13 protein-coding genes are annotated in these 13160 nt (G+C 58.0%); 7 read left to right on the forward strand and 6 right to left on the reverse strand.

What is annotated here, in order from left to right; genetic code table 11:
* Positions 1–287 precede the first annotated feature (287 nt).
* The gene (locus ACQ4N7_RS23785; RefSeq protein ID WP_430713932.1) at positions 288–896 is read right to left on the reverse strand and encodes a heme-binding protein; all 609 of its coding nucleotides are present in this window, start codon (positions 894–896) and stop codon (positions 288–290) included.
* 286 nt (positions 897–1182) lie between these two features.
* Between ACQ4N7_RS23785 and ACQ4N7_RS23790 the strand changes: the two genes are divergently transcribed.
* Positions 1183–1383: a chlorophyll a/b-binding protein gene (locus ACQ4N7_RS23790; RefSeq protein WP_430713933.1), complete on the forward strand. Its 201-nt coding sequence runs from the start codon at positions 1183–1185 to the stop codon at positions 1381–1383.
* A gap of 452 nt (positions 1384–1835) precedes the next feature.
* Positions 1836–2330: a hypothetical protein gene (locus ACQ4N7_RS23795; protein WP_430713934.1), complete on the forward strand. Its 495-nt coding sequence runs from the start codon at positions 1836–1838 to the stop codon at positions 2328–2330.
* Between the two features lie 104 nt (positions 2331–2434).
* Here ACQ4N7_RS23795 and ACQ4N7_RS23800 read toward each other — a convergent pair whose 3' ends face one another.
* The gene (locus tag ACQ4N7_RS23800) at positions 2435–2707 is read right to left on the reverse strand and encodes a WGxxGxxG family protein (protein WP_430713936.1); all 273 of its coding nucleotides are present in this window, start codon (positions 2705–2707) and stop codon (positions 2435–2437) included.
* A 636-nt stretch (positions 2708–3343) separates the two neighbouring features.
* Here ACQ4N7_RS23800 and ACQ4N7_RS23805 point away from each other — a divergent pair.
* The 3 genes from ACQ4N7_RS23805 (at position 3344) to ACQ4N7_RS23815 (ending at position 4544) form a co-directional block, all read left to right on the forward strand.
* Positions 3344–3823: a nucleoside deaminase gene (locus ACQ4N7_RS23805; RefSeq protein ID WP_430713937.1), complete on the forward strand. Its 480-nt coding sequence runs from the start codon at positions 3344–3346 to the stop codon at positions 3821–3823.
* 191 nt (positions 3824–4014) lie between these two features.
* Positions 4015–4242, forward strand: coding sequence for a hypothetical protein (locus ACQ4N7_RS23810; RefSeq protein WP_430713938.1), 228 nt, complete (start codon positions 4015–4017; stop codon positions 4240–4242).
* Positions 4242–4544 carry a hypothetical protein gene (locus tag ACQ4N7_RS23815; protein WP_430713939.1) on the forward strand — a complete coding sequence of 101 codons (303 nt, stop codon included), beginning with the start codon at positions 4242–4244 and terminating at the stop codon, positions 4542–4544. The genes ACQ4N7_RS23810 and ACQ4N7_RS23815 overlap by 1 nt, the downstream gene beginning before the upstream one ends.
* On the opposite strand, the gene ACQ4N7_RS23820 is transcribed toward ACQ4N7_RS23815, so the two are convergent.
* From ACQ4N7_RS23820 to ACQ4N7_RS23835, 4 genes are all read right to left on the reverse strand, one after another.
* Complete coding sequence (locus ACQ4N7_RS23820; protein WP_430713940.1) at positions 4522–5184, reverse strand: MOSC domain-containing protein; 663 nt, start codon at positions 5182–5184, stop codon at positions 4522–4524. The genes ACQ4N7_RS23815 and ACQ4N7_RS23820 overlap by 23 nt on opposite strands.
* A gap of 68 nt (positions 5185–5252) precedes the next feature.
* Complete coding sequence (locus ACQ4N7_RS23825) at positions 5253–5627, reverse strand: group I truncated hemoglobin (protein ID WP_430713941.1); 375 nt, start codon at positions 5625–5627, stop codon at positions 5253–5255.
* An 86-nt stretch (positions 5628–5713) separates the two neighbouring features.
* Complete coding sequence (locus ACQ4N7_RS23830) at positions 5714–6457, reverse strand: SIMPL domain-containing protein (protein ID WP_430713942.1); 744 nt, start codon at positions 6455–6457, stop codon at positions 5714–5716.
* Between the two features lie 323 nt (positions 6458–6780).
* Positions 6781–9366 carry an endonuclease MutS2 gene (locus ACQ4N7_RS23835; RefSeq protein WP_430713943.1) on the reverse strand — a complete coding sequence of 862 codons (2586 nt, stop codon included), beginning with the start codon at positions 9364–9366 and terminating at the stop codon, positions 6781–6783.
* 406 nt (positions 9367–9772) lie between these two features.
* Between ACQ4N7_RS23835 and ACQ4N7_RS23840 the strand changes: the two genes are divergently transcribed.
* Positions 9773–11704, forward strand: a complete 1932-nt coding sequence (locus ACQ4N7_RS23840) for a sensor domain-containing diguanylate cyclase (RefSeq protein ID WP_430713944.1) — start codon at positions 9773–9775, stop codon at positions 11702–11704.
* Positions 11705–12071: 367 nt separating this feature from the next.
* On the forward strand, positions 12072–13076 hold the full coding sequence (gene arsS, locus ACQ4N7_RS23845; protein ID WP_430713945.1) for an arsenosugar biosynthesis radical SAM (seleno)protein ArsS: 1005 nt from the start codon (positions 12072–12074) through the stop codon (positions 13074–13076).
* The last annotated feature ends 84 nt before the right edge of the window (positions 13077–13160 follow it).

The raw sequence follows: 13160 nt of genomic DNA on the forward strand, positions 1-13160 counted from the left end.
CAGGCGACGATCCTCAAAAGCACTGCCCTCCAACGTTTCAGCGTGAATCATAATAGGATTCTTCACGGCGATTGCCCCATGATTACTGCCGCATCCTACTACAACATGACTTATGTGTACTTAGTAGGATATAAGGGGCAGAGGGATTTAGGGTGAGGGCTAATGCACCCCTAGTACAGCTCTATACACGCCCGACTTGTAGGGGCATTGCACCGCAATATCCTCCAAGGGGTGCCAGTTTTGAATCAGAGTTTTGTGAATCGGATTCGGTATGTAACGTCCTGGCGTTAGCGGCGCTCTACCGGAATTTGAATGTCGCTCCGCTTGAGCGGATCGGGAATGTAAGGCCCATCGTAGAAAAACCGTCGGGGCTGCCCCACCACCCTGTAGTCGGGATGAGCCAACAGCCAGGCCTGGAGCCGCTCGATGCTGCGGGTGTAAATGTCATAGTCGTAGCCGCCCCTGACGCCGATGCTGACCACCGTCATCGGCGGCATGTCTTCGACCTGCACCTCCTCGGCTACTTCCTGGGGCACGATATCCAGGCTGCGGTACAAAAATGAGACGGTGGCCTCTCCTTGGGCTGCCCCACCCTCCTCAAGCGTCGCCGCAGGGTACCGCGTCTCGACCGGGGCCGTCATCGAGATATCGTTGCTGCTGATGTGGCGAAACAGGGGCGAAAACCCTCGGGAAGAGGCGTTGGCCAGGTCCCCCGCTACCTGCACCGTCGCGGCTCGGTAGGGTGGATATTGCTTAAGCTCAATTTCACCCTCTGCAGTGGGCGGTGGAAAGCCCTGCGGCAAGGGAGCAGAGGCCGCACTGTAGGCCCAAAAGAGCAGACCCCCCACCCCCACCACAACGACTCCCAGTATCAGCAAGCTCTGGCTCAGTTTCATGGCAAATTGTCCTGTACATTCTCGACCGATTTTTCTGTCAATTATGCTGTTAGTGTAGCGACTGACAGAAAGGTGTAAATCCCAACAGTTTGGGTGGACAAAAACCGGGCTACTTTTAGCGCGATCGCCCTTTAGCAATCGGCCACTGATCTGCCCCTAAAAGGTATCTCTCCAAAAGTAGATAAGGCGGCGGCCCTAACCCCGCTACTATCTGTCTCTTTGGAAAGATGGTCCTTTTATTGAGCATTGTTAAGTTGTCGTCAGTGATGTCAACCAAGGTAACACTATGCAAGACGTTAAAGAACGCTCGACAGTAACCCAAGACGTGCAACAGCCTTACTACTATCCCGGTACTCACTGGCGCTTTGGCTTTGTTCCTAGTGCTGAGATTTGGAACGGTCGCCTGGCCATGATTGGCTTCCTTTCCGCCATTCTAATCGAGATCTTCTCTGGACAGGGTGTGCTCCACTTCTGGGGAATCATGTAGGCCCAGCGGTCAGCATTAAAATTGTATGAGCAGCGGCATTGAGACTAAATCAATGCCGCTTTTTTGCTTTTCTATTTCCTTGAAAAACCTTTAGAAGCCTATACAAGACCCAATCTGGCAATCCCCGACTCATGATCAGAAATCCCGCAGGGACGTAGCAGGCTACGCCCATACAAATTGAGGATATACATTCGGGATCTGGTATTGAATCGTTTTTTCCGTTTTGCGCTCTTTTTACAATCACCTGAAAAGCTGACGAGCAAAATTAGTCGAATACCAAATGGAGTACGAATAAAGATGCGAGAGCTTGCTTTGCAAGTCTACCTATCTACAGAGCATAGTTGTAGCTGATATTGTCACTATAAAAGGTGAATCTTGGGCTGGGTTACGAGGCTGAGCCGCAAGCCCTACTCAAGACCTAAACAGCATTTAGCATTTAAGGAATTTATCCTATGACAGCCCAAACAATGCAAGCAAGGCAAAACCGTGAAATCGTTGCGGTTTACGGCAGCCGTCGTGAGGCCGATCAGGCGAAAAAAGCTATTCAAGACTCTGGCATCACAGGGCAGCGAGTCTATATTGACGACCATGTTTCCCCCACTACTCAGGTGTACGCCCAGGGTACAACCGTAGGAGGCCAGGCGGGCTTCTTCGCCGGCGGCTTCTTAGGCGGCGCGTTGGGAGTGGTTATTACTATTATTGCTGTCTTCCAAATGACCGGAGACTACCCCCATTCAAACCTCAGCCGTTTGATGGTGCTTGGCTTCACGCTGGCAGGTGCGGTGTTTGGTGCCCTGGTGGGCAAAGGGCTACGAGACAGTCAGCCCATTGACCAGAAGATTAAAGGCGACCCTGATTTGTCTCGTCAATTTCGTCTGATTGTTGAGGGCAACAACGACGAACTGCGCCAGGCTCGGCAAGCGCTCAACCAACCGCCGACTAGCTAGGCTTAGTTCATTTGATTAGCTAATTAAAAAGCGGGGATTACCAGTTGTTAATCCCCGCTTTTTGGTTTGATTTTGCACCGCTGTTTAGCTATCTAAGCTACCAATTAATAGCGATGGGTGTAATCAGAAGGCGTGTTGACGCGATCGCTGGTGGTGACTGTACGGCGATCGCGCCCCTTCAGACCAGCCAGACCGATCAGGCCCAGCAGCCCTAGCCAGCCCCAGTCAAATCCATCATCCTCAGCGGCAACGTTTTCATAGGGGGCGATTGGGTCATCTACAGTAGCCTGGGCAGGCGAGTACAGAGAGGGCAGAACAGCCATGCTGGCGGCCAGCGCACTGACTCCAATCCATTTCGACAAAGCATTAGTTTTCATGATTTGGGTTCCTAAGAACAAACAACACTTTCTAAGCGAACAAACAGCTTTAGCACAATCAAGACTAGAGCTGTTAATCAATCCGCTTTGTCTAACAGGTTAGAAGGTTTTTCGCGGCCTGCTATTCATCGTTAGTCAGAGACTTTTTTGATTCAGCCTCTAGCAAAGGATTCACCCTATACTTAACCGCAAAAGCAAGAGAGCTTCGCCCTTGCCGTACTTCTGCGATAGGTAGAATTCGCCAACCCCATAGATTAAATTTAAGTAAGTAAGTCTAGTTATCTACAGGACGCATTTCGATTCCGCTCAACGCTCGATCCGTTGCTGAGCAGAGGGTTGAGCGAAGTCGTTTTGCTCCGCAACGCTATCGCGAACACGACGTGTCTCCCTTCGGGAGAAAACCCGGCGGCTAAACTGGATCTAATTTGACCCTCCTACTTGTTTCAGGTCTTTCTGCACAGGAACAGGTTTGACGTAGGGATGTTGCACCGCAATGCCTCTTCCAGAGAATTTTTCTGTTAAAGTATCTTCACTAAATCGACGGCTGCAAGACCTGCTAACTGGCTAATCCTTGGCGACTAATTAGCCTGGCTAAAACCGTTTTAGGGTTAACTTACTTGAGGTGTGAATGCGGTGATGAATAACCCCACCCCGGCCCAAATGGTTGAGCATCTGCGGCGAGCTAACCAGGTCGCTCAGGCGGCTTTAGCTCAGGGGCATCATCCCTTTGGGGCGATTTTGGTGGCCCCCGACCACCGTACCGTGCTGTTGGAGCAGGGCAACGTAGACGCGGTCAACCACGCCGAATCGACTCTGATGCGGCGCGCCCATGCCGAGTTTGAGCCTACTTTTTTGTGGGGCTGCACGCTTTACACAACGGTTGAACCCTGCGTCATGTGTGCCGGGGCGCAGTACTGGGCCAATGTAGGGCGGTTGGTTTACGGCCTTGCGGAACGGCAGTTGCTCTTGCTAACGGGCAACCACGCGGCAAACCCAACGCTGGATGTGCCCTGCCGCTACGTGTTCGACCACGGCCAAAAAGCGATTCAGGTTTGGGGACCGATCGCGGCGGTAGAGGCCGAGATTGTAGCCCTGCACCAGGGATTTTGGCGTTAGCCTACCCAGCACCCCTCTGAGTCTCGCTCTATCCCCACGCGCCGTTAAGTCATGGTTTGTGAACTTATCTAGCGCGATAGAGGCACATTCGCGCTAATTCTGTAAAAATAGATACAGAAATGCTTGACTAGTCCTCTTTAGCAGCGATGAAGAGGGCTGGTCGTCAGCCGTGATTCCTAGAAAGGCGACCTATGACCCCGCAACTTCAGTCTCAATCCGACGCTAAACTTGCTCCTAGTTGGCCCCCGGTTTGCCACATTGCCTACACCCGCGACACCTGGGTAACCTTGGCCAACCTGCCCAGCGAGTATGCTGCCGCCGAGGCCAAGCTGCTCTGTCAAGCCTCGCCCGATACCTGGGTGGCCTGGGTGCCCGACCACGGCGAAACCGTGCTGCACAAAAGCCACTTTTACGTCTAATGTATCCCGATTCTCTAGAAGGTTTAGCGGTAGATTTACCGCCAGACTCGCCCCCAGACTCGCCTATCGACTGGGACGAGCTGTTTGAATACCTGCCCGGCACCCTGGTCGAGCGGGTTGACGAGCCCGGCACCCTCTACGCTATTGAGGGCTATGAGGCTACGATGGTGCCGCCCATCTGGCTTGTGGATGATCCGCGTCCGCGCTACCCCCACGAGCTGCGGATTGTGTCTCGCCAACCGGCGCAGGTATGTACTCTGGCCCAGGCTGAAACCCAGGCTAGAGCGGCGCACCCCGCTTGAGCAGTTTGTCTTGCCAGTTGGGCGAGAGCAGAGGGCATTGGGCTAGCTCAACTGCGGCCGCCCGATCGCTCAGGTCGTGGTGCATGACCTGGTTGGCGCGGGCTACGGTCCACTGGGGGTAGGGGCGATCGCACAGCGTTATTGCCACCCCCGGCTCGACGACACCCTCCTGCAGCACCCGAAAATACCAGCCGCTGCGCCCGTTGGCCTTGACCTGTAGGGCCAGATCGGCAATGCGCCAGCGGCGAGACAGCTTCCAGCAGGGCTGTCGGGGCTGCGAAACCTGCACCCTGGCGCTGCCGATCGCATAGATATCGCCGATGCAGACGTCGGCTTCGGTTTGCCCTGCCACCGTAAAGTTTTCGCCAAAGCCGCCGTAGGGCAGCTCGGATTGGTTGAGGTGCGATCGCCAGTAGGGGTAGTGGTCGGCGCTGTAGGCCAATACGGCTTTATCAACGCCGCCGTGGTTTTTCAGGTCGGCCTGACCGTCGCCCGCCAGATTGGTTGGGCTCAGCCACACCTCCCCCTCGATCGGCTGCTTAAAAAATCCGGTGGTCCAGCGCCGATCCATAGGGTCGGGGGCCGCGTCGGTGCCCAGGGTTTGGGGCAGGCCCACCTGAATGCTGACAAGCTCGGGCATGGTAGTCAAACAATAAGCGACAAAAAAAGAGCGTGTCTTAGCTAAGACACGCTCTCTCTAGAATACGCCTACTGGTTCAAGACATCTCGCTTGTGCTGGGGTGCGGCTGCAATGGCGGCCACCTGCGACCTGAGTTCTTCAGATACGCCCATTTCCTCCAGGGTCAGCATGAGGTCTTCGGCAACGGCGTCAAAATGTTCGCTGCCCAAGCCGTGGTTTTGCACCAGTTCTTTATGGGCTTCGCGCATGTAGCGCCCGTCATAGCGATCGGTGCCGCCAAAGGCGTAGGTCAAAAAGGCTTTTTGATGCGATCGCTGCTTAGCCATATCAACATTGGCAAAGAAGTGTTTGATGCGATCGTCCTGTAAGACCCGCTCATAAAATTTATCGACCGCCAGGTTAACGGCAGAAGCACCACCAAGTTGGTCAAAAAGAGTCGTCATAGTCTGCTCTGGGGTAAGGGATAGTGACTTTAGAGTGCCCTAGCACCAAAAAACATCCCTCCCCCCAGGCATCTTAATCGGGTTCTTTAGTAGCGAATCTGGAGGGTTACCTGAGCCTGTACCGTTTGCTCACCTCCTACCACCGGAGTTGAGGCGTCGTTCTGCACGGCTCCGTACTCGGCCCGGCGCATCATGGGCACCGGCATGGGCGGCGCTGCCCCATTGATTTGAATGCTGACGATCTCCTGCGATCGCAGATTCAGGCTGCCCAGTACCGTGCCTGCCTGGGCCTGGGCGTCTTCTACGGCTTCGCGCAGCGCCTGCTGGCGGGCGGCCTCCAAAGTAGCGTCGTCGGCAATAAAGCTAACGCCGCGAATTTGGTTGGCCCCGGCATTCACCGCGTCATCAATCAGCGACCCTACGCTTTCGGTGGGCATGCGAAAGCTGACGGTGTTGCTGCCGGTGTAGCCAATTACATCCTGGCGACCGTTCTCGTAGTTGTAGCGGGGGCTAAGCTGAATGCCGGTGGTCTCCAGCTTTTCGACCTGGCGCGACCTGAGCAGCTCGACCACCGCCGAGGTGCGCTGAGCTACCTCGCGCTGTACGGCAGCCGCATCGGTGCCCTGCACATCGACCCCCAGCTCCACCCGGGTTTTGGTCGTCTGCACCGACTCCTCACCCTGGCCGGTTACGGTTAGCGTTCTCATGGCAGCCTCCTGGGCGATCGCGGTGGAAGTAAAGACAGGCGCAAAACCCAGACCCGAAACCAGGGTCGCAGACATCACCGCCGCCGCCGCCATTCGTCTGGGGGTAAAAGACTTAATTTTCATGGACCTCACACTCATTGATTAGAAGCTTGTCCATTCACTGTGCCACGGCGATCCCAGGCTGGCGGCGTTGTTACCAATTTCGATACAGAGCACCGAGGCCACTGGGCTTGATAGACTAAAACCATGGTTGCAGGGTGCTAATGCCAGCCGCTTTGAACTTGGCCATGGAAACTGATCGCACAGCACACGACAGTCTATATTTAGCATTGGCGATCGCAACTCAGTGTCGGCTAGCAACTGCCGATCTCAAGTTCTTTAATGCTCTCGCCAATAGCCACTACGCTGACCAGATGTGCTGGGTAGAGGCGATCAAATCCTGAATCTTACAAATAGGCCACCGTTACCCCAGTGCCACCGTCGGCCTGGGCGGCGGGCTCGAACCGCTGCACCTGGGGATGGCGCTTGAGGTAATCGTGTACCCCGGCTTTGAGCTTACCGGTGCCGTGGCCGTGGATGATCCACAGGGCACCGCTGCCCCTGGCAATGGCCTCCTCCAGCACCGACTCCGACTCCGCCACCCGCATGCCGCGCAGGTCAATGGTGTTGCGGCTGGTGCGAATGGCTGGGGCCGGGGGCGCAGCCTGGGCGGCGGGCACAGTGTCAACAGGTTTAGCCTTGACGGGCACCTCAGCCTTTTCGCCCCGCAGCGACTCGATATCGGCCAGGCTGACGGTGGTTTTCATTAGCCCAAAGCGGACGGTAATACGGTGGTCGTCGTCCGGGGCGGTGAGCACCTCGGCGGTTTGGCCCAGGCTGGGAATGCGTACGCGATCGCCCACCGTCGGTCGGTAGCCCGGCTTTGTCGGCGCAGGGGCCGCCGCTGGCAGATGAGCTTGAGCGATCGCATCGACGGCCTCGGTGGCCCGCTGGGCATCTTGAGCCGTAGCATCGCCCTTCTGTAGCCGTCGAATGACCTTGGCAATGTCGCGCTTGGCGTCGGCGATCGCCGCCTGCACTGCGGCCTGCTGCTGAAGCTTGAGCTCCTGCTCGCGATCGCGCAGCAGATCGGCCCGGTGCTGCACCTCGTCATGGAGCTTTTCGGTCGCCGCCAGTAGCTCTGCCGCCGCCTGCGATCGCGCCTCCTGATCGCGGCGCTGGGCCTCTAGCCCGGCAATCACCTGGTTGACATCATTTTGAGACCCCACCCCCATCAGGGCGGTGGCCTCATCGACAACCGTTGTATCAAGGCCCAAACGCCGCGCGATTGCCAGCGCATTCGATCGCCCCGGAATGCCCCACAGCAGCCGGTAAGTCGGCGACAGCGTGGTTTCGTCAAACTCCACCGAGGCGTTCTCAAACCGCGCATCCTGATACTTCAGCGCCTTCAGCTCGCCGTAGTGGGTGGTGGCCATCGTCAACTGAGCCCGATTGGCCAGGTGCTTAAGCAGCGCGATCGCCAGCGCCGTTCCCTCGCTGGGGTCGGTGCCCGCGCCTACTTCGTCGAGCAGGACGAGGGCGTTGGTGGGTGGATGGGTAGGCGGGTGGATGGGGGGATGAGGGGATGAGGGGGTGAGGGGATGGGGGGATGAGGGAGATGAACCCTGGTCGCGTGCCGCAGCCGCCGCAGCCGCGACTCCCTCACCGACCTCACCGACCTCACCGACCTCACCGACCTCACCGACCTCACCGACCTCACCTACCTCATCTACCTCATCTACCTCACCCTCTCCACTCCCCAATGCCGCCAAAATCCGCCCAATCCGGCGAATATGGCCCGAAAACGTGGACAAGCTCTGCTCGATCGACTGCTCGTCGCCGATGTCGGCCAGCACCTGCTCAAACCAGGGCAGCTCCACCGGCTCGCGGGCGGGAATGTAAAGGCCGACGCGGGCCATCAGCGCCGCCAGGCCCAGGGTTTTGAGGGTGACGGTTTTGCCGCCGGTATTGGGGCCGGTAATGGCCACTACCCGCAGGTCGGGGCGAATTAGCAGGTTAATCGGCACCACTTCGGGTCCTTGCTCGTGGCGCTGCTGCCACACCAGCAGGGGGTGACGCAGCTGGCGCAGGGTGGTTTGCTCGTGGGGCTCGGTAAAGCGGGGCGGGTTGGCCCCCAGCCAGAGCGAGTAGCGGGCGCGGGCGTGGGCCAGGTCCAGCTCGGTGACGATCGCGAGCAGCGCCGCCAGGTCGTCGTAAACCAACGCCACCGCATCGCTGAGCTGGCGCAGAATAACTTCTTCCTCGGTTTTTTCCTGGCGCTGTAGCTGGCGCAGGCGGTTGCCCAGCTCGACCACCGCCTGGGGCTCAATGTAAAGGGTGGCCCCGCTGGCCGAGGCGTCGTGCACAATGCCGGGTACGGCATCTTTTTGAGGCGCTTTGACGGGCAGCACAAAGCGATCGCCCCGCTGGGTTATCAGCGGCTCCTGCATGGCTCCGGCCTGGCGCTGCAAAATGCGCTGCAGCCGCTGCTGAATATCCTGGCGGGTTGACTTGATGCGATCGCGAATGCCCCCCAGCTTGGGGCTGGCCCGGTCGGTCACATCGCCGCGATCGTCGATGCAGTGGTAGATTTGCTGCTCCAGGTCGGGGTGAGTGCTCAGGTCGGCCACCAGCGCCTGCAGCACCGGCAGGTCTTCCGGTGGCTGACTATCGATGGTGCGGCGCAGCTGACGGGCACCGTTGAGGGTGGTGGCGATCGCCAGCAGTTCCTCGCCGCTTAGCAATCCCTGGCGATAGGCCCGCTCCACCGCCGCGCCCACATCGCGAATGCCACCAAAGTTGAGGCCGCTATTGTGTTCCTCCAGCCAATAGGCCTCCTGGGTTTGAGCCAGCAGCGCCTGACTGGCCGCCTGACTAGCCGGAGCCAGCAGCGCCTGGGCCGCCAGCGTGCCCATTTTGGTTGCAGCAAAGGTTGACAGGTGCTGGCACAGCCGAGGCCATTCCAGCAGGTTCAGGGTTTCTTGGTGAATCAACGACAGCTCAGACAGAAGAATACGCTCATTTAGGCAGATACATCCTTTTAGTATAAAGAACTCAGCCTGTAGAACGCCCCCTCGCTCGTCCAAAGAGCCCATCCCGTTTCCGTGATTCAACTGATTTGCCCTGTAACATAGCCGAGTAAAATCTGAGTCCTAATTTCGGTAAAGATACTCAACCTCTTCACCAGGCCAGTTGTTAAGCCCTCCTCAACAATGGCCCACCCGCACCAAGCAACGGGCACTCTAGATACTGAAGTAACGCACACTACAACAACAGCTGTGTCTGCTGACCCCAAGCGCCGCCAAGTCGCCATCTCAGATCACCCTTTAGGCCTTTGCTCCACTCGCCCTCAATTCCTCATACCCTCATCAATACTCACCTATCCCGGTTCCCGAATCTGTGCTTGAAAACGATCTGATCAACGCCGCTGCCTTAATGGCAACCATTGATCCCTCGCCCCTCAGCGTGGACGCAGAGAACTCTTTGCACCGGGTGATCAAAGCGATGGGGCAGGCCGCCAAAACCTATGCGCTGGTCTATTGCAGCGGCGCTTTATCGGGAATATTCAGCTACGACAATGCCGCCCAGGCCGCCACACATCAGGTCGACTTTAGCCAAACCTCAGTCGCCCTCTGGATGACCCCTATCGCCTGGCTGCGTCCCCTCAAGACCTTCCCGTCCTGGCCCCAGGGCTTTAGCCGCCTCCACCCCGAGCAGCCCTACCTACCCGTAGTCGATCAGGCCCAACACTGGCTCGGGCTGCTGACCCCAGACGGCTTCTGTACCCTCCCCAAAAGTGCCGAAACAGTATCAACTAGCCGAGCAGAACTCACCGCCTGCCACTTCTCCGTCGCCCTGTTTCAGCAGCAGCAAGAGCGGTTGGCGCTGGCGCTCCAGGGTGCCCAAATGGGCACCTGGGACTGGGACTTATCCCAGGGAACCATTGTGATTTCAGATGAGCAAGAGCGCTTATTGGGGCTAGCCCCAGGCGAGTTTGACGGCAGCTACGACACCCTCTTTACCCACCTGCACCACGACGATCAGGCTACCGTACACCAGGCTCTACAGAAGTCGATTCAGCTCAAACAGCGCTACGGGGTCGAGTTTCGAGTGCTGCACCGCAGTGGTCAGACCCGCTGGCTGTCGGCTCGGGGCCAGGTGTTTGATGACGGCGAACACGCTCCCCGACTGGCTGGAGTCACCCTCGACATCTCTGACCAAAAGCGGGCCGAGGCCGAAACCAAGCTCCAGTCGCAGCGGGAGCGGCTGGTCGCCGAAATTGCCCAGCGCATTCGGCATCTACTCGATTTAGACAGCATTTTGGCCCAAACCGTGACCTCGGTGCAAACCTTCATCGAGGCCGATCGCGTCATTGTGATCCAGTGCGGGGCCGATATGAGCGGCGAGGTCATTCAGGAATCACAGTCTGGAGCCTACCCACCCATGCTGGGCTGGGCGCTGCGCGATCCCTGGTCGGTGGGTGAGACGTTTTTGGCCCACTACCGGGCCGGGCGCGGGCTGGCCGTCGAGAACGTTTATACCCAAAATTTGCCCCCCAGCCAGCTAGCGTTTCTAGAATACTTTCAAATTCAGGCCGAAATAGTAGTGCCCCTGCTGGAGGATCAGACCCTGTGGGGGCTGCTGATCGCCCACCAGTGCCGATCGCCGCGAGCCTGGCGCACCTCCGATGTGCGGCTGCTGCAAAACCTGGCCACCCAGGTGGGCATCGCCATTCAGCAGGCCAGAATGCACCGCGAGCTAACGCTGGCCAATCAGCGGCTCAAGCGTATGGCCTATCTGGATGGCCTCACCCAGGTCGCCAATCGCCGTCGCTTTGAGCAGTATCTCGACCGAGAGTGGCGGCGTATGGGCCGAGAGAATGGCCCACTTTCGCTGATCATGGCGGATATCGACAGCTTTAAGGGCTTTAACGATTGCTATGGTCACCAGGCAGGCGACAACTGCCTGCGGCTGGTGGCCCGCCTGCTCAACCGAGCCGCCAAACGCCCCGGTGACCTGGTCGCTCGCTACGGCGGCGAAGAATTTGTGCTGGTGCTGCCCAACACCGACTTAACGGGAGCCGAAACCGTAGCCGAAGACATTCGCCTGCTAATTCGCGGTCATCGGATTGCCCACGAAGGGTCGGCGGTGGCCAAGATAGTGACCATGAGTTTTGGCGTCGCCAGCGCCCTACCTGCCGTTGGCGGCAGCCCCGCCGACCTGGTTAAGCGGGCCGACGATGCCCTTTACACCGCTAAGCACCAGGGCCGCGACCAGGTTAGGGTGGATGGGGAGCCGATATCGACTCTGGGCGGCAGTGAGGCCGACTAACCAATGGGACCGGCCAACATCTGTACCCCCCAGTCGTAGCCCAACAAAATGTAGCCTGGCAAAATGTAGCCTGCCAAAATGTAAAAGCGCAATAAACGCTGCTCTCAAGCTATTTTCAGCTCTTTGAGTTCTAATGATAGCGGTGGCCAGTTCGCTTAGGACCTTGGGTAAGCGCCAGTAGCGAAGACTCGGGTAGCAAACTGGCGTATAGCCATCGCTCCAGCAACTTCGGATTGTCCTATCGGATTGTCCTAAACGTCCTGGCGCTGGCTGTACAAAAGCTGCCTTCGACCGTCGGCACGCCCGGTTTTTATCCAGACCGGCCCGGTAATCGTATTACCAATGCTGTTTTACTGATATAAATTTCATGGTTCAGTCTCCCCCATCTCCTGCCGCTACCGTTACCCCCTTTGACCAGCGCCTCGACCATCCCCTGACTAAGCTGCCGATTAGCGTGCTGCAAATCAATTTGGGCCGCAGGTGTAACCTGGCCTGTACCCACTGCCACGTCGAGGCTGGCCCCAACCGCACCGAAGAGCTTTCCCCCGCCGTGACCGATCAGCTAATCGAGCTGATGCGCCGGTTTCCACAAATTACCACTGTCGATTTGACCGGCGGTGCTCCTGAGATGAACTACGGCTTTCGCCCCCTGGTTGAGGCGGCGCGCGAGCTGGGAAAGACGGTCATGGTGCGATCGAACCTGACCATTTTTTTTGCGCCGGGCTTTGCAGATCTGCCCGAGTACTTTGCCCGCCATCAGGTGCAGGTGGTGGCCTCGCTGCCCTGCTACCTGGAAGACAATGTTGATAAGCAGCGGGGATCTGGTGTCTACAGCGAGTCAATTCGGGCTTTGCAGCGGCTCAATCAGCTGGGCTACGGCCACAACCCGGCCCTGGGCCTAGACCTGGTATATAACCCGCCTGTACCCCGCAGCGCTGAGTTTTCGCTCACCCCCAGCCAGGCCGGGCTACAGAGCGATTATGAGCAGTATTTGCGATCGCACTTTGGCATTGTCTTTAACCACCTCTACACCATCACCAACCTGCCCATTGGTCGGGTGAAGCAGTACCTGCAGGGCAAAGACCTCTACTGGCCCTACCTGCGCTTTTTGGCCGACCACCACAACCCCGCCACCGTACCCAGCCTGATGTGTCGCAACCAGCTCTCGGTCGACTACGACGGCATTCTCTACGACTGCGACTTCAACCAAATGGAGGCTGTCCCCTCCCTATCGTCTAGCGGTCAGCCCCTAACCGTAGCCGATCTGCTGGCGGCTAACTCGCTCGACTTGATTGCGGAGGTACAGACGCGCCCCTTCTGCTACGGCTGCACGGCTGGGGCCGGGTCGAGCTGCGGCGGGGCGTTGACTTAGCCTGTTCTTGGGGCGGGCGTGGCAGCGCCAATGGGAGAGTTGTAGCCAGACTTGACGACAGGCCCTCACCTGTTGCTTGGGTCG

Origin of the sequence: Nodosilinea sp. AN01ver1 (assembly GCF_050565655.1) — a bacterium.
GTDB lineage: Bacteria > Cyanobacteriota > Cyanobacteriia > Phormidesmidales > Phormidesmidaceae > Nodosilinea.